This window comes from Kitasatospora sp. NPDC048298 (assembly GCF_043201465.1).
In the GTDB taxonomy this organism is placed as follows: domain Bacteria; phylum Actinomycetota; class Actinomycetes; order Streptomycetales; family Streptomycetaceae; genus Kitasatospora.
This window is the reverse complement of the sequence record NZ_JBICYZ010000001.1, coordinates 174,704-188,716: the sequence shown is the minus strand read 5'-3', so window position 1 is coordinate 188,716 and position 14,013 is coordinate 174,704. Positions and strand designations below refer to the sequence as shown.

Sequence of the window (14,013 nt, the reverse complement as noted above, 5' to 3'; positions counted from 1 at the left end):
TGGCCGGCTGCGGTGACTACTCGGCGATGCGGTAAGCCTCGTGAGGGACAGCACGCTCCCACACGGCGTCGAAAGCCGCTGCGCAGCTCCGTGTCACAGCGGGATCGTCACTTTGGTCCGTGTGCATCCATCGGCCATCGCCGTCAAAGATGTTGAACTGGACGATCTCGCCGTCGAACAGCCAGAAGTCATTTCCGGGCAGCAGAAGATCAGAGGCAGCCCGGCGGGGGAGCCACCTCACTTGCTCGCCGCCGGCCACGTTGGTGAACGTGAACGAGTGCTCGTACCGGATGTACTCGCTGGCGGGCTCCGAAATGACCCTGGCTCGTCGCAAGGAGACACCGTTGGCGGTTACCTCCTGGACGAGGTCGAGCCAGGGCCTCCACCACGACGCGCGGTCAGCCGGGTCGAGTCGATGACCGGACTTCCATGCCCGGAAGCCTTCGTCCTCGTTGTCGACCGAGTAGACATCGCGCAGTTCCAGGTGGACCGCCGACTTCCGAGCAGACCTCAAAAGGTCAGCGAAGCTGTTCAAGCTCTGCGACATCCAACGCCTCCTTGAGCGCCTTGGCCATGCGGGCAGGGATGCGGACCACGGTCTCATGATCCGGGATCGGTCCGTCAGCCAAGCAATCCGCCGTCGTTGCCTCGTCGATCTTCCAACCCTGGATGACGAAGTCCCTGGTCTCCGGGTCCACCCACACAGTGGGAGAGCCGTGATCCCCCGACTTCTCGTCCTTCGCGACGAACCGTAGTGCCATCTGATCCTCCCGTGTCGAGCCAGTTACGCTCAGTTGCAGACCTGGGCCAGTGCTCATACTCAGCCCTGGAGACTCCCGCTGTCAGGACTTTCCAGTTCTGATGAACCGCCAGATATGAGGCAATCTGGGGGCTGTCTTGCTGACCGAGGTGTCGTCCGGCCGTGCGCGCACGTCGATGCAGGAGGCACACTCCTACCTTGAGCTGCTGAACCCCTCCCTGGCCGCAGCGAGCACCGCCCACCTGATCGCCTGAAGGAGAACCGTGCAGACGCCCGTCTTCGAGACCTTCACAGATCCGGATGCCGCTGCCCGCATGCTGGACGAAATAGCCCCGCTGTACGAGCAGGTGTTCGCGGAGCCGCCCTACTTCGAAGGTCCTCGCGACCTCGCCGGGTTTTTGGAGGGCTACGAAGCTTTCCGCACCATGCCGGGATTCCGGCTGGTGCTGGCACGCTCAGGCTCGTCGCTGGTCGGGTTCGCTTTCGGTCTCCTCCTCCAGTCGGACAGTCGTTGGTGGAGCGGTCTCGGCCTGGACGAGGGCTTCACCCGCGAAGACGGACACCGGACGTTCGTGATCCGAGAGATCGCTGTGGCTTCGGATCACCGACGGCGGGGGTTGGGCCGAGAGCTGCACACAGCCGTACTCGACGGGGTCCGGGTGGAACGCGTCACGCTTGCGGTCCGCCCCGACGCACAGGCTGCAATGAAGCTCTACGAATCGCTTGGGTATCACGAGTTGGGAGACAAGCTGCCTGCTTGGGAAGGCGCCCCGGTGTACCGCTACATGGTCCGCTAGAGCACCCTCCCCGGCCCCCGCTTCCGTACGGAGGCGGGGTGCTTCGCGTCTTGGGCCTCCTTCTCCGGTCACGAGGAGTGGGTGGGGCCTGGTGCCAGCGACTCGCGGGGCTGGTGGAGCAGTGGTGGGTGGAGGCCGCGGGGGTGGGGTCCGGTGTCCGCTGCCCGATCTCGACGTCGTCGGCGAGCAGCTACCGGACGGCGGCCTCGGTCTGGTGCCGGTAGCGGCGGCGGGAGACGAAGTGGCCGTTCTCCCGGACCTCGTACATGGCCTCCGCGAATTCGCCGGTCGTTGAGGACGACGTCGAGGCGGCGGTCGTGACCCGAGCCGGTGACGCTCCAGCGGCCGCACCCACCGCAGACCACGTGAGGTCGATGTCCGCTCCGGTGTGGGTCCGCTCGGCCTGCTCGTCGGTTCGGCGCCGGCGCTCGGCCGGCGCACCCCCGGCCACCGCACCTCGGTGGAGTTCCTGCGGCTGGCGGCGGCCGTGCGGCGAACCTGGCGGACGGCCCGCCGCTGGCCGGCTCGACGGCGCCGGTGCCGGTGGCCGAGCTGACCCGGCTGCTCGCGGGCGACATCTTCCCGGCCCGCCTCACCGAGGGCGAGGACCTGGCAGCCTTGGTCGGCCGCACCGCCCCGGTCACCGACGCCGAGGCCACCGACTCCCCGCCCCCGCCGGACGGCGCCTTCAGCATCGGCTGACCCCGCGCCCCGACGGCCCGGCCCCGGAAATCCACTGGGTCTCCGCCCGTCCCCGCCGGTAGCGTGCGGGGACGATCCCGGAGGTGAGACGGTGCGGCCGCTGCTGCTGGTGGACGTCGACGGGCCGCTGAACCCCTACGCGGCGAAGCCGTACCGGCGGCCCGACGGCTACCGGACCCATCGGCTGATGACGCCGAGCTGGGCGGCCGCCGAGCGCCGCCGGCTCGCCGCGTGGGGCCTGCCCCACAAGACGCCGAAGCCCCTGCGGGTCTGGCTCAACCCGGCTCACGGCCCGGCCCTCGGTGCGCTTCCGTACGACCTGGTGTGGGCGACCACGTGGCAGGAGGAAGCGGACGCCTTCATCGCCCCCCTGCTCGGGATGCCCGCCCTGCCACACATCGCCTGGTCCGAGCCACGGCCCGAGCCGGACGGCGGGGTGTTCTGGAAGACCCCGCAGATCGTCGACTGGGTGCGCGGCCGCCCGTTCGCCTGGGTCGACGACCTGATCACCGACGCCGACCGGGCGTGGGTCCAAGCCCACCACCGAGGACCGGCCCTTCTCCACCACGTTGACCCGAAGGCCGGCCTGACGGCGGACGACTTCGCCCGGCTGACGGACTGGGCCCGCCAGCTCGGCTGACGCCGGCGGCGAGCCACCGGCGGCGCCACTTCCTCCGAGTCCTTCGACCCCGAGTTCGGTGGGGCCGGCGCCTCGCCCGCACCGGCGTGCTGCCCCAGACCCCACCGCCCGCGCCCCGCGAGCGCGAGGCCGACACCGCGCTGTCCACCGAGATCTTCCAGGCCGCGGAGCAACCCCCGCGAGCGCGAGGCCGACAGGATCACCGGGATGTCGATCCGGCTGGGAGCGGACGCGGGGCCGATCCGACATCCCAGCCGCCGGGCCCCGCGAACAACGAGCAATCCCCGCGAGCGCGGGGCCGATTCGGCGTTCGGGGTCATGGAGCGGTCGAACCAGGAGCAACCCGCGCGAGCGCGGGGCCGACGACACCCCCGCCGCCGAGCTGCTCGCCGAGGCCGAGCAACCCCCCGCGAGCGCGGGGCCGACAAGCGGGGCGTTTGGCCGCCCCAGTCCCCCGGGGAGCAATCCCCGCGAGCGCGGGGCCGACGCCGTCGTCCTGCTCTGGCAGCACTCCGAGGCGGAGCAATCCCCGCGAGCGCGGGGCCGACGATCTGCTTCAGCTTCAGCAGGCTGTCGGTGAGGAGCAATCCCCGCGAGCGCGGGGCCGACGACCCCATGGACCTGATCTACCTGCTCGGCATGGAGCAATCCCCGCGAGCGCGGGGCCGACCCATTCCCCCAGGGTGACTTTGCCGGCTATGAAGAGCAATCCCCGCGAGCGCGGGGCCGACCTCGCGCAGGACATCGAGGGCATGGAGGACCGGGAGCAATCCCCGCGAGCGCGGGGCCGACCGCCTTCGTCGGGTCGACGGCCGGTGCAACCCAGGGAGCAATCCCCGCGAGCGCGGGGCCGACGTCGACCACAGACCGGCCTCCATGGACCGCCCCGAGCAATCCCCGCGAGCGCGGGGCCGACTCCGGCGGCCTGGGGATCCCCACCCGGGTGCCGGAGCAATCCCCGCGAGCGCGGGGCCGACAGCATCCTGCGCAACCTGGCCCCGCTCCCGGGGGAGCAATCCCCGCGAGCGCGGGGCCGACACTTGCTGACCTGCGGCGATTGGCGTCAGGGGGCGCCGATTAATTCAGTTCGATTGGCTGGAAACCTGGAGGGCAAGTGATGTCGTACCGTCATTCCCTTCGCCCCAATCCGAGTTGCCAGCATCATGTCCTGTACTCCCGAAGCGTACTCGCACGTGGGGGTCGGGATGATGGTCGAGGACCTCTGGTGGCGGTACCCGCTGCCCGAAGTCAGAGGCTGGTTGCGCGCCTTGTGGGACAAGCTTGCGAGCGAGGAAGGCCGGTGGGGCGCTCCGGCTTCCGGCAGCTTGACCATGGGCAGCATGACCAGGGAGGACTTCCTGCCCTGCCCTGTCCCGCCGGGACCGGCGACCACCAACCGGTGCGGCGTGAGCGCTCGGAGCCGCGCGACCGCGTCCTCGAACCCGAGCTGTTCAGGCAGTCCCGTGCGCGAGTCGCTTCCGTGCGGCTGCTCCAGCTCCCACGGAATCGGCATCGTGACCCGTTTTCCCGTAGACCGCGGCTGTCGGCCTTGCCACGCCCTGCTCCAGGACCTCGTGGGTCACCCCGTCCAGGGCGGCTTCCTCGGTGTTGGCGGCGGCGGCCTTCCGACTTGGGGTAGGGGGCGGAGCCGAGATGCAAGGTGCCGGTCCTTCTCATGGACCACGTTCCCCGGGCGGCCCGTCGATTCGGTTGATCACCGGGGCGAACCGCCGGAGACCTCGCTCGCTGACCAAGGCCGCAAGCATGAGGAACACCCGCAGCCTTCCGATCCGGCGACCCGTAAAGCCGGGTGCGGGCCATCCCCTGTGCTGCCGTAACATCCGGACGGCACGACGCACACCTGTTCACGGGGGAGTACCGCACTTGTTCAAGAGATCGACGCCCGCGCTGTCCGGAGCGGCCATACGGGCCGCCCGTGCGGCCGTACTGACGGTGTCGGGTGCCCTGGTGCTCAGCTCGTGCTCGCTCGTGGAGCCACTGGTTGGAGGGGCGGAGAAGCCGAGCAAGCCGGTACGGGTCGAGTCCCGGGAGGCGGCGCTGGCGCGGGCGGACCAGGTTCAGAACCATGTGCGCGAGCTGACGGGCCTCGAACGGGATCCGTGGACGAAGCTCATCGCCTACTACCGGTGTTCGGGGCGGGGGATGGGCATTGCCGATGAGGGTGAGGCGTACGAGCTCAGTTCGGCGATCCGCTTGAAGGCTACGGATGACCAGCGTCCCGAGGTGGTTCGGGCGCTGCGGGAGAAACTCGCGGGCGAGGGCTTCAAGGTCACCTCGAGCGAGCCGGATTCGGCCGATCAGTCCACGTGGGAGTTCGAGGCCGTCCACGAGCCCGACCGCTACACCGTTCGCGCGGGTAAGGCGAAGCCCGGTCAGGGCGTGGGCGTCATCGTCACGCTGCCTTGCCAGGCTCCGCCGACCACCGCGGCCTCGCCTGCTCCGACGGCCACCCTCTGACGACTCGCGGCGGCGAGCACCCGCTCGGCGGCGGTGACGGTGTGCCGGGTGGGCGGCTGACGGCGGCAGGCTGGTGGGTCCGGAACGAGTGGTCGAACCACGGGCGCCGCGGCCGTCTACCGTCTGGTCGTGGCCGCCTCGGCCGGCCCTTGGCCCTGGTCCGATCCGGACGCCGGCCCCGGGCCGCCGATGTTCACCGCTACCCGGCGGCAACTGCCGCCGGGCGACGTGTGGTTCGCGGTTAGCCGAAGCCGCGAGCGTCCTGCTTCAGAGCGGTGTCCACGGTGAGCGCGGCCGCCAGGACCAGGCTGAGCAGCGGGTCGGCGAGCGGGCGGTGGATCTGGAGCACGTAGTTGTCGGCCGTGGTGAACATCGTCTTCGCCAGGCCCTCCCACGTCTTGGTGATCCGGGCGACCTCGGTGTCCGTCGCGTCGACGATGGAGAAGTTCCAGGCCCGCCAGTTCTCGGCCTTGATGGCGCCGATCCTCTGGCCGTCGACCTCCATCGCGAAATCGATCTTTCCGATGACGTTCTGCTGGATGATCTGGCCGACCTCCTGACCGTTCGGACGCTGCACGATCACCCGCGACTTGATCAGCTTCGCCGGGCGGGTCAGCAGCAGCACCGGGGTGCCGTGCGCGTCGCGGATCTCGAGCTTGTGGGTCAGGTACTGGTCGAGGGAGGAGACCAGCCGTAGCACCTTGCGCAGAGCGCTCTGGCCGACCTCGACCACCGAGCCCAGCGTGGCGCCCTGCTGGTCGAAGACCGCGTACTCGTTGGTCAGCTCGATCAGCTTGGCCTTCTGGTTCACCACCAGGACGGGCTCGGAGAAGAGGGTGCCGCCGCCACCGGAGACGGGGCCGACGCCCGCCTGGTGCTGTACCTGGCGCTGCACCCTGGCGGCGTCGCCGGACGGGGCGGCCGACTGCCCGGGGTAACCGGAGGTGTTCGTGTTCTGGGACATGGCGGGCAGGCTAGGGCCAGCCCGCCGCGGACAGCCAGATCATTTTCACCGGCTCCCGGGTTCGTTCGGTCGCGAACTCGGCAGGTGGGGCGGGGCGTTGCGAATGACAGCCGACCGGTACTCGGCGGAGCAGATGTGGCTGATGTCACATCCACTCGACCCGATTCGAGTTCCGTGTCGGCGCCTGGCCCGTCGCTCAGGCAGTGTGCAGCGGAGAGGTGTCCGGCTGCTCCGGTCCGACTGCCGGGACGACCGTCGGGGGAGCGGGGGCCTCGGCGTCCGCGCCCTCCTCCGACCGGCGGGTCAGCTTCGACTTGAGGCTGATCAGGCCGCTCCTGACATGCGGAGCGGCCTTCGCCGCGGCGACCCCCAGGACGACGCCCGCGCCGAGGATGCCCAGGGCCACCTTGGTCCCGGGGAACAGTACGGCGTGCGTGGTGAGTTCGTTGTCGTCGTTCCGCGCCAGCGCGCTCTTCCCGCCAGGAGTGCTTGACTCCGAGAGGTGCGTATCGGAGGGGCGCTGTACCAGCAGCAGTTCCCAGGTCGAGTTGTCCCAGTTGACGTCCATGGCGCCACTGTAGGGGTGGCAGGGTGCGCCGCGGTCCGGAACGTCGCTAGGGATGGTCCTTCTTGCGGTGGTTGACGATGCTGGCGGGGGCGCCGCTGTAGTTGCAGTCGGCGCACTTCTGCCACGAGCAGTCCGGATCGGCGACAGCGGCATGGCGGACGGAGTGGTGCGAGCCGTAGCCGTGGGCGTGGAGCAGTTGAGCGACGGACCCGTCGTACTTGAGCGCCATGAGCGCTGCTTCGGCGATCTTGTCGTGGCCGGCGGCGAAGAACTTGCCCAGGCCGACGTCCTTCCCGCAGCCGCACCAGCACTTGCCGGTCGGGATGAGGCGGGGCTTCTCGTTGTTTGACATGAAGCCAAGGTAGCAATCCTTGGATTGATGTCAAGGTATCAATTCAAGGGTTACATGCAAGAGTTGGGTTGCTGTCAGGTGGCGTGCAGGCGGCTGCGGGCAGGACTGCTGCACGAGGTCTCTCCGGGGGCGCGACGACCCGTCATTGGCCCAGTTCGGGGTAGTAGCCGCGCTGGTGCGGCGACAGATCGGTGACAGCGAGCTCCGCCGCACCCCGGCAGATCACGCAGACGCGACGCCGGTGGCAGGAAGGGCAGTTGGCCCGCCCGCGGGCCGCATCGGGGCGCCAGCCGCGACCTCCGCAGTCGTGGCACCAGCCCAGGCCGTCGCACTCGTAGCACAGTACGTATCCGGGGGTGACGGTCTCGGGCGTGAGCAGTGGTTCCGGGCGTCGGAACTCCTCCGGCTCGTACAGGGCCATCGCCGGTGTCTGCCCGCTGAACCAGAGGGTGGACATGTGGTCGACCGCGCGGATCTCGATGCCGCAGCCGTGACGGCGGCCGGTGACGATGGTGCCGACCGTCCCGCCGGCCTCCTCCCGCGAGGCCGTGACCGCCCAGCCGGCTGAGTCGAGCAGAGCGGCCGCGCGGGACGTGGCGTCGGCGGCGGTGACGTTCGCGGGGCGCATTCCCGTGAAGCAGCCGACCGAGTACCGGTAGCGGAGCGGCTCGTGCCAGTCGACGACCTCCGGCTCGGCGAGGAACAGCGGGCTCAGATCGCTGCCGGGGGCCAACTCGTCGATCAGCTCGACGAGTTGTTCCCGCAGTGGGTGGCCCAGCCGGTCCAGCTCCTCCCGCGCGCCTGGTACGGGCCCCATGGCGCCCTCCTCCTCGCCCGGACCTGCCGTCGCCGGGATTCTATGCGGGGATCATGCACCGGGCCTGTGTCGGCGAACGGTCGTGACCGGTGCGGCCCTCAAGCCGATCCGGACCTGGTTGAGAGATCCCCGCGAGCGCGGGGCCGAGGGCGAACGCCACCATTTCCAAGCTCAAGCGGTAGAGCAATCCCCGCGAGCGCGGGGCCGAGAGTGTATCGGCCGCGTTGAAGCTGGGGAAGCGGGAGCAATCCCCGCGAGCGCGGGGCCGAGGGGTGGGCGGAGGCCGACATCGGGAGTGTGGCGGAGCAATCCCCGCGAGCGCGGGGCCGAGTGCTGGCCCTGGCCGATCTGTGTGGCGGCCGGGGAGCAATCCCCGCGAGCGCGGGGCCGAGCACTTGGGGATCCGCACGAAGCAGGTCACCAAGGAGCAATCCCCGCGAGCGCGGGGCCGAGGGCCTCCAAGGGGTCTGTGAGGGACTGTGGCGGGAGCAATCCCCGCGAGCGCGGGGCCGAGTTTTATGGCCGAGATCTCGGACGAGATGGCCGAGAGCAATCCCCGCGAGCGCGGGGCCGAGCACCGCCACCGCCTTCGCGGCCGGGCGGGCGCGGAGCAATCCCCGCGAGCGCGGGGCCGAGGCTTCGTGACCTGCGCCGATTCTCCTCAGAGGTCGCCGATTGATTCAGTTCGAATCGGTAGACGGTCCATGGCAGCACTCATGTGGTGTCGTCACCTCTTCTCACTGCCAGGCCATTGTCAATGCTGCGGCTCCCGAAGGGTACTCGCTCGTGGAGGGCGGGATGAGTGGTACTGCCTGAGGTCACGGGCGGGCTGGGTTGTGAGCAAAGTCGGCTGGGCGAGGCCGGGGTTCTGCCAATTTGCCATTGCCTCGCTGCTGCTGGTCCGCCCGGGAACTGTGCCGGCCAGGATGGCGCCGAGGGCGACCATTCGGTCGGTCGGGAGGATGCACGCTTCGGTGTAGGCGGCCGTCTGTGCGACCGAGTCCGTGAGGAGGAGTTGGGCGCGGTCCATGTACGACCAGAAGCAGGACAGGTTCTCGTTGCGCAGATGCCCCGCCTTGAACACCAGGCGTCCGTCTCCAAGGTCGGCGCCGACCTGGGGCGGCGTATCGAAGACGCGTTGATGGACAGTCACGAGCGCGCGTCGGACGGCACGGGCGGCCGGCAGCCCATCGAGGCAGGCGCACACGGCACTGCGCGCGCCCCCGCCGTCGTCGTACCCGCCCCCCGCCGACGGTCGGCGCGTCGGCGGGAGGGGTGGGGCGGACGGGGTGTCAGAATCGGCGGGTTCATGCCCATGGCGGGGATGCGTCGGGAGTGCGGCGCCACGTCCGAAGGAGCGAGCGATGAGTGGCGGCGGGGAGCAGCCGGAGCTGGGGCAGGTACCGGAGACGGCGTTGTGGACGCTGTGGCACCGGGCGGTGGAGGCGCGGCGGCCGGACACCGTGTTGCCGGATCCGGTGGCGGTGGAGCTGGTGGAGCGGATCGACTATCCGTTCGCGGCGCGGTTCGGGGAGAACGCGCTGGTGAGCCAGCTCCAGGCGCTGCGGGCGGACTGTTTCGACCGTGAGGTGGCGGACTTCCTGATCCGCTGCCCGCGCGGCACGGTGGTCGGGCTCGGGGACGGGTTGGAGACCCAGGCCTGGCGGGTCGACAACGGGCGGGCGAGCTGGTTGTCGGTGGACCTGCCGGAGGTCGCCGAGTTGCGGCGCCGGCTGTTGCCGCCGGACGAGCGGCACCGGATCGTCGCCAGTTCGGCCACTGACCCGGGCTGGATGGACGAGGTGGATCCGGCGAACGGGGTGCTGATCAGTGCCGAGGGGCTGCTGATGTACCTGCGGCCGCAGGAGGTGCGCGCCCTGATCGCGGCCTGCGCCGAGCGCTTCCCCGGCGGGGCGATGGTGTTGGACGCGGTGCCGCGCTGGTTCAGTCGGCGGGCCGTCGAGGGCAAGCTGCGGGACCGGTACTACCAGGCGCCGCCGATGCCGTTCGGGATGGACGCGGACGAGTGTGACCGGCTGGCCTCCGCGCACCCGCGGGTCACCGACGTCCGTGAGGTCTATCCGGAGGGCGGGCGCCGGCCGCTGAGCGCCCTGCTGCCGCTCGTGCGCTGGATCAAGCAGCGCCCGTCCGTCGTCGCACTGCGTTTTGCCGAATCTTGAAGAAACGCAGGTCAACCTGGAACCATGGTGTGTGGGGCGTACGTCGTAACCACGGGTGATCGGCCGGGGGGACAGGCCGCCCGGCACGTTAGGCTCGCTCCGGTGGGAGCGGCCTGGTGCCGCCATCGGAATGAACTGCCGGGACGGGCACGCTGCTCCAGGGGGAGCGCGGCTGGTCCCGTCCTGCCACGGAGGGACTGGCCTTGCACATCGACGCCTGGATCGAGGGGATTCCGCCGACGGCGGTGTACGCCGTGGTCGGTCTGATCATCGGGCTGGAGTCGTTGGGTATCCCCTTGCCCGGCGAGATCGCCCTGGTCACGGCGTCCCTGATGGCGGTCAAGGGTGTGGTGAGCCCGTGGGGCGTCGCGATCTGCGCGATCGCCGGCGCGATCATCGGTGACTCGATCGGTTACTCGATCGGACGCAAGGGCGGCAAGCCGCTCTTCGAGAAGCTGGGACGCAAGTTCCCCAAGCACTTCGGGCCCTCGCACCTGGCCACCGCCGAGCGCTCCTTCCAGAAGTGGGGCATGTGGGCGGTCTTCTTCGGCCGCTTCATCGCCCTGCTGCGCATCTTCGCCGGTCCGCTCGCGGGCGCGCTGAAGATGCCGTACTGGAAGTTCCTGATCGCCAACGTGCTGGGCGGCGTCGTCTGGGCCGGTGGCACGACGCTGCTGGTCTACAAGGTCGGCAAGAGCATCGAGCCCTGGCTGGCCCGGTTCTCCTGGGCGGGCCTGGGGGCGGCCCTGGTGATCGGCCTGCTCTCGGCCTGGATCATGAAGCGCCGCACCGCCAAGACGCACGCCAAGATCGAGGCGGAGGAGGCGGCCAAGGCCGCCGCCGCGGCGAAGGAGCCGGTCGCCGACTGACCACTCCCCTCCGGCCGGTCTCCCGATCGGTCGTCCGTCCGGTCTCCTGGCCGGTCCTGCGGAGGACCGGTCACGGACGGGTCCTCCTCCGCAGCCACCGTCGTGGTGCCCTCGGGCCCTCGGAGTAGCATCGGCCGGGTACTGCCGATCTTGCACTCCGGAGGGCCCGATGTCTTTGCAGCCGACCTGGGACGCCGTGGACGCCTACTTCTCCGAGCAACTGGTCGGGCACGACCCGGTGCTGGAGGGGGCCACGGCCGCCGCCGACGAAGCCGGGCTGCCGAGGATCGCAGTGGCACCCAACCAGGGCAAGCTGCTGCACCTGATGGCACTGACCCAGGGCGCGAAGCGGATCCTCGAGGTCGGCACGCTCGGCGGCTACAGCGCGATCTGGCTGGCCCGGGCGCTGCCCGAGGACGGAACCCTGCTCACCCTGGAGCTGGACCCCCGGCACGCCGAGGTCGCCCGGCGCAACCTGGCGGCCGCCGGGCTGGCCGGGACCGCCGAGGTGCGGGTGGGCCGGGCCGCGGACTCGCTGGCCGAGCTCGTGGAGCAGGGCGTGGACCCCTTCGACCTGGTCTTCATCGACGCCGACAAGCCGAGCAACCCGGAGTACTTCCGGCGGGCGCTCCAGCTGACCAGGCCCGGCTCGTTGATCATCGTCGACAACGTGGTGCGCGGTGGCGCGGTCGCCGACGCGGCCAGCACCGACCCGGCGGTGGTCGGCACCCGGGCGCTGCACGACCTGATCGCGGCCGAGCCGAGGGTCGACGCGACCTCGGTGCAGACGGTCGGCAGCAAGGGCTACGACGGCTTCACCCTGGCCCGCGTCCGGGGCTGACCGCGGGCCTGGCGCCGGCTGTCCGCGGGCCTGGCGCCGGCTGACCGCGGGCCTGGCACCCACTCGCTCGCCTGCCACCCACTTGCCACCCACTTGCTCATCTGCGACTGACCCGCGCGCCCGCGAGTCACTCGCCCACCGGAGAACGGAGACATCGTGCGGATCGGACTGCTGGGAACCGGCCCCTGGGCGGAACGGGTGCACGCGCCCGTCCTGGCCGAGCACCCCGGGCTGGAGTTCACCGGCGTCTGGGGCCGCCGACCGGAGGCGGCCGAGGCGGTGGGCGCCGCGCACGGCGTGCCCGGGTACGCGGACCTCGACCGGTTGCTGGCCGAGGTGGACGCGGTCTCCGTCGCACTGCCCCCGACCGTGCAGGCCGGCCTCGCGGTGCGGGCCGCCGAGGCCGGGTGCCACCTGCTGCTGGACAAGCCGGTCGCGCTGACCGTGCCGGACGCCGAGGCCGTGGTCGAGGCTGTGCGCGAGCACAAGGTCGCGTCGGTGGTCTTCTTCACCGTGCGCTTCGGCGGCGAGCAGATGCCGTGGATCGAGCGGCAGGCGGAGCTCGGCGGCTGGTTCACCGGCCGCTCGGACTGGCTCGGCTCGGTGTTCGCACCCGGCAGCACCAGCCCGTACGCCGCCTCGCCGTGGCGGGTGGAGAAGGGCGCGCTGTGGGACGTCGGCCCGCACGCGCTGTCCGTGCTGCTGCCGGTGCTGGGTGACGCGACGCAGGTGACGGCGGTGGCCGGTCCGCTGGACACCGTGCACCTGGTGGTGCGGCACGCCGGCGGAGCCTCCAGCACGCTCGCGCTCAGCCTGACCGCGCCGCTCGCGGCCGGCGGGACGGGCATGGAGCTGCGCGGCGAGCACGGCGTGGTGCAGCTGCCCCCGCGCGGCGAGGGCCCGGTCGCGGCGCTGCACCGGGCGCTGGACGCCCTGCAGGCCTCGGCGGCCTCGGGCGAGCCGCACCCCTGCGGGGCGGACTTCGGCCTGCGGGTGGTGGAGATCCTGGCCGCCGCCGAGCGCTCGCTGGCGGGCGGCGGACCGGTGGAGGTCTGAGCACTGGCGGACGCCTGAGCAGGTGAAGCGGCGGGGGGGGGGGGGGGGGGGGGGGGGGGGGCCCCCCCCGCCCCCCCCCCCCCCCCCCCGGGGGGCGGGGGGGGGGGCCCCGCCGGCCCCCCCCGGGCCCGGTTCCCGCCCCGGGCCCCGGCGGGCGGGGGCGGGAACCGGGCCCTGCTCGGTCAGCCGGCCGACACCCGGGCCAGCCGGTCGGCGATCCGGCCGTTGATGTCCCGCTGGTGGTGGGCCAGGAAGAAGTGCCCGCCCGGCAGGACGGTCAGGTCCGAGCCGCCGGTGGTGTGCCGCTCCCACGCCCGGGCCTCGTCGATGGTGGTCTTCGGGTCGTCGTCGCCGGTCAGCACGTGCACCGGGGCGGCGATCACGGCGTCCTGCTCGGGCCGGTAGGTCTCGATCGCGGTGTAGTCGGCGCGGATCGCCGGCAGGATCATCCGCAGCAGCTCCTCGTCGCCGAGCAGGGCGGCGTCGGTGCCGCTGAGCTCGTGCAGCTCGCGGACGAGGCCGTCGTCGTCGCGCAGGTGCACCGTCTCGTCCCGGACGCAGGACGGCGCGCGGCGGCCGGAGGCGAACAGCGCGGCCGGGCCGTTGCCCTCCCGCTCCTGACGGCGGGCCACCTCGAACGCCAGCACGGCGCCCATGCTGTGGCCGAAGAAGACGGTCGGGCGGTCGGCCCAGGGGGCGAGCGCGGCGTGGACGAGGTCGGCCAGCTCGGCTATGGAGTCGACGCACGGCTCGGTGCGGCGGTCCTGGCGGCCCGGGTACTGCAGGCACAGCACGTCGGTGCGGTCGGCGAGGGCCGCCGACACCGGGAAGTAGAAGCTCGCCGAACCGCCCGCGTGCGGGAAGCAGACCAGTCGGGTCGGGCTGTCGTCGTTCGGGTGGAAGCGCCGGACCCACAGGGCGGCCTGGCTCACGGACACGGACATCTCAGGGTGTTCCCCTCGTCGGTCCGCCGCCCCGGGACCGGGGCG

16 protein-coding genes and 1 CRISPR repeat array are annotated in these 14,013 nt (G+C 71.3%); of the genes, 8 read left to right on the top strand and 8 right to left on the bottom strand.

What is annotated here, in order from left to right; all coding sequences use genetic code 11:
• Nucleotides 1–16 precede the first annotated feature (16 nt).
• Nucleotides 17–547: a DUF6879 family protein gene (locus tag ACGF0D_RS00155; RefSeq protein ID WP_392913188.1), complete on the bottom strand. Its 531-nt coding sequence runs from the start codon at nucleotides 545–547 to the stop codon at nucleotides 17–19.
• Nucleotides 519–761 carry a hypothetical protein gene (locus ACGF0D_RS00150; protein WP_045704700.1) on the bottom strand — a complete coding sequence of 81 codons (243 nt, stop codon included), beginning with the start codon at nucleotides 759–761 and terminating at the stop codon, nucleotides 519–521. Before ACGF0D_RS00150 ends, ACGF0D_RS00155 begins: the two co-directional genes overlap by 29 nt.
• Nucleotides 762–1,023: 262 nt before the next feature.
• On the opposite strand from ACGF0D_RS00150, the gene ACGF0D_RS00145 reads away from it, so the two are divergent.
• Nucleotides 1,024–1,557: a GNAT family N-acetyltransferase gene (locus ACGF0D_RS00145; RefSeq protein WP_392913185.1), complete on the top strand. Its 534-nt coding sequence runs from the start codon at nucleotides 1,024–1,026 to the stop codon at nucleotides 1,555–1,557.
• 190 nt (nucleotides 1,558–1,747) lie between these two features.
• On the opposite strand, the gene ACGF0D_RS00140 is transcribed toward ACGF0D_RS00145, so the two are convergent.
• Nucleotides 1,748–2,008 carry a hypothetical protein gene (locus tag ACGF0D_RS00140; RefSeq protein WP_392913183.1) on the bottom strand — a complete coding sequence of 87 codons (261 nt, stop codon included), beginning with the start codon at nucleotides 2,006–2,008 and terminating at the stop codon, nucleotides 1,748–1,750.
• 92 nt (nucleotides 2,009–2,100) lie between these two features.
• Between ACGF0D_RS00140 and ACGF0D_RS00135 the strand changes: the two genes are divergently transcribed.
• The 3 genes from ACGF0D_RS00135 to ACGF0D_RS00125 all read left to right on the top strand — a co-directional run bounded on the left by ACGF0D_RS00135 (nucleotide 2,101) and on the right by ACGF0D_RS00125 (nucleotide 5,377).
• Nucleotides 2,101–2,259, top strand: a complete 159-nt coding sequence (locus tag ACGF0D_RS00135) for a hypothetical protein (RefSeq protein ID WP_392913180.1) — start codon at nucleotides 2,101–2,103, stop codon at nucleotides 2,257–2,259.
• Nucleotides 2,260–2,359: 100 nt separating this feature from the next.
• Nucleotides 2,360–2,899, top strand: a complete 540-nt coding sequence (locus tag ACGF0D_RS00130) for a hypothetical protein (RefSeq protein WP_392913513.1) — start codon at nucleotides 2,360–2,362, stop codon at nucleotides 2,897–2,899.
• A 1,884-nt stretch (nucleotides 2,900–4,783) separates the two neighbouring features.
• Nucleotides 4,784–5,377: a hypothetical protein gene (locus ACGF0D_RS00125; protein ID WP_392913178.1), complete on the top strand. Its 594-nt coding sequence runs from the start codon at nucleotides 4,784–4,786 to the stop codon at nucleotides 5,375–5,377.
• A gap of 241 nt (nucleotides 5,378–5,618) precedes the next feature.
• Here ACGF0D_RS00125 and ACGF0D_RS00120 read toward each other — a convergent pair whose 3' ends face one another.
• From ACGF0D_RS00120 to ACGF0D_RS00105, 4 genes are all read right to left on the bottom strand, one after another.
• The gene (locus ACGF0D_RS00120) at nucleotides 5,619–6,341 is read right to left on the bottom strand and encodes a phospholipid scramblase-related protein (protein ID WP_392913176.1); all 723 of its coding nucleotides are present in this window, start codon (nucleotides 6,339–6,341) and stop codon (nucleotides 5,619–5,621) included.
• Between the two features lie 196 nt (nucleotides 6,342–6,537).
• Nucleotides 6,538–6,909: a hypothetical protein gene (locus ACGF0D_RS00115; RefSeq protein WP_392871427.1), complete on the bottom strand. Its 372-nt coding sequence runs from the start codon at nucleotides 6,907–6,909 to the stop codon at nucleotides 6,538–6,540.
• A gap of 46 nt (nucleotides 6,910–6,955) precedes the next feature.
• The gene (locus ACGF0D_RS00110) at nucleotides 6,956–7,261 is read right to left on the bottom strand and encodes a hypothetical protein (RefSeq protein WP_392871430.1); all 306 of its coding nucleotides are present in this window, start codon (nucleotides 7,259–7,261) and stop codon (nucleotides 6,956–6,958) included.
• A 142-nt stretch (nucleotides 7,262–7,403) separates the two neighbouring features.
• Nucleotides 7,404–8,078, bottom strand: a complete 675-nt coding sequence (locus ACGF0D_RS00105; RefSeq protein ID WP_392913174.1) for a hypothetical protein — start codon at nucleotides 8,076–8,078, stop codon at nucleotides 7,404–7,406.
• A 120-nt stretch (nucleotides 8,079–8,198) separates the two neighbouring features.
• Nucleotides 8,199–8,714: a CRISPR direct-repeat array (repeat unit 28 nt; unit sequence GAGCAATCCCCGCGAGCGCGGGGCCGAG).
• A 728-nt stretch (nucleotides 8,715–9,442) separates the two neighbouring features.
• Between ACGF0D_RS00105 and ACGF0D_RS00100 the strand changes: the two genes are divergently transcribed.
• From ACGF0D_RS00100 to ACGF0D_RS00085, 4 genes are all read left to right on the top strand, one after another.
• Nucleotides 9,443–10,258, top strand: a complete 816-nt coding sequence (locus ACGF0D_RS00100) for a class I SAM-dependent methyltransferase (RefSeq protein ID WP_392913172.1) — start codon at nucleotides 9,443–9,445, stop codon at nucleotides 10,256–10,258.
• A gap of 203 nt (nucleotides 10,259–10,461) precedes the next feature.
• Nucleotides 10,462–11,127, top strand: coding sequence for a DedA family protein (locus ACGF0D_RS00095; protein ID WP_392871439.1), 666 nt, complete (start codon nucleotides 10,462–10,464; stop codon nucleotides 11,125–11,127).
• Nucleotides 11,128–11,296: 169 nt separating this feature from the next.
• Nucleotides 11,297–11,968, top strand: a complete 672-nt coding sequence (locus ACGF0D_RS00090; RefSeq protein ID WP_392871442.1) for an O-methyltransferase — start codon at nucleotides 11,297–11,299, stop codon at nucleotides 11,966–11,968.
• 156 nt (nucleotides 11,969–12,124) lie between these two features.
• Complete coding sequence (locus ACGF0D_RS00085; protein WP_392913170.1) at nucleotides 12,125–13,024, top strand: Gfo/Idh/MocA family protein; 900 nt, start codon at nucleotides 12,125–12,127, stop codon at nucleotides 13,022–13,024.
• A 182-nt stretch (nucleotides 13,025–13,206) separates the two neighbouring features.
• On the opposite strand, the gene ACGF0D_RS00080 is transcribed toward ACGF0D_RS00085, so the two are convergent.
• Nucleotides 13,207–13,968, bottom strand: coding sequence for a thioesterase II family protein (locus ACGF0D_RS00080; protein WP_392872698.1), 762 nt, complete (start codon nucleotides 13,966–13,968; stop codon nucleotides 13,207–13,209).
• Nucleotides 13,969–14,013 lie beyond the last annotated feature (45 nt).